This window comes from Acidithiobacillus albertensis, assembly GCF_001931655.1.
Classification (GTDB): Bacteria; Pseudomonadota; Gammaproteobacteria; order Acidithiobacillales; family Acidithiobacillaceae; genus Acidithiobacillus; species Acidithiobacillus thiooxidans.
On record NZ_MOAD01000128.1, the window covers coordinates 1 to 1274 of the forward strand.

Genomic DNA, 1274 nt, shown 5'->3' on the forward strand with positions numbered 1-1274 from the left:
AGATTATCGGCGAGTGCTGGAGTGATCCCAACAGCAGATGAAAGGACGAGGGTGGTAGCCACCACCCATAGTATCGGTTTTCGCCGTGCTGTTGAGGGGGAGGGGCTGGATTTCATAATGATGCTCCCATAAAAAAGACCAAAGGCGTACAAGCAAAAAGCATTCCTACAAGATTTCAGCCGGTTTTCATTCGGTCGAGCCCTACTGTACTGTAGTCAGTCCACTACAGTGGAACGCTGACTTATTCCATCTGGTTAATTTTTAAGCATTTGTGTTGTCGCTCTTCAGTCAGGTTGAGAATCTACCCGGAATAATAGCCACTGTCAGGCGATCATTGGCCGCATGTGCCGCACAGCAGGGCAACTGGGAATGGGCGTCAGACAATACGCTTAACCAAAAATAGGAAATCCCCCAGCTCTGCCGGGGTGACAGTAGATGTTTGACATATAGTGGCGTCCATCGGAGAACCGACGCTGTGAGCCGCCAAGCACACGACGAAGTAGAAACCGATGGACGAGAGATTGAGCCTAAGGCACAGCAAGTGGGAGTGTAAATATCACATAGTATTTATTCCGAAGTGCCGACGTAGGGTGTTGTATGGTCAGTTACGGAATGATCTTGGGGAGGTATTTCGGGCTTTGTCCCGGCATAAGGAAAGCCGGATAGAAGAAGGACATCTGATGGTTGACCATGGGCATATGCTGATTTCGATACCGCCGAAGTACGCAGTATTCAGTGTGGTGGGTTACATCAAGGGCAAGAGCGCGATCCATATTGCACGGACTTACGGTGAACGGAAGCGTAAGTCCGTGGGTCAGCATTTTTGGGCGCGCGGGTATTTTGTATCGACGGTGGGCAGAGATGAAGCGATGATTCGGTATTATATTCGCCATCAGGAGAAAGAGGATGAACGAGTAGATCAGTTGAACATATGGAGCTGATCCGTGCCACCCAGTGGTGGCGCCAAAACTGAGGGGCCGCGTTAGCGTCCCCGTTTTAAGCCGCTTTGAGCGGCTCATGAACTAAAGCTCCCGGCTTTGCCGGGAGATATTTACTAATCATGAATTACGGAGTGTCTACGTGATGAATAAATTATACAGCAGGTAATATGATCAAGAGCGATACTGCATTAAAGTCAAAGCCGCTTCAGCATGAATCCACTTAAGTGTCGCTTCTCGATAAGCCCTCAAGGCATGAGGTACCTTGTTCACAGCATTTTTTGCCTTTATATCGCCATTATCTCGTGATAGTACCCGTTTTAAAAAGTTATACCA

At 48.5% G+C, this 1274-nt stretch carries 1 protein-coding gene; it reads left to right on the plus strand.

Annotated features, from left to right (window positions below):
• Window positions 1-509 precede the first annotated feature (509 nt).
• Window positions 510-941, plus strand: a complete 432-nt coding sequence (gene tnpA / locus BLW97_RS18505; RefSeq protein ID WP_075324205.1) for an IS200/IS605 family transposase — start codon at window positions 510-512, stop codon at window positions 939-941.
• Window positions 942-1274 lie beyond the last annotated feature (333 nt).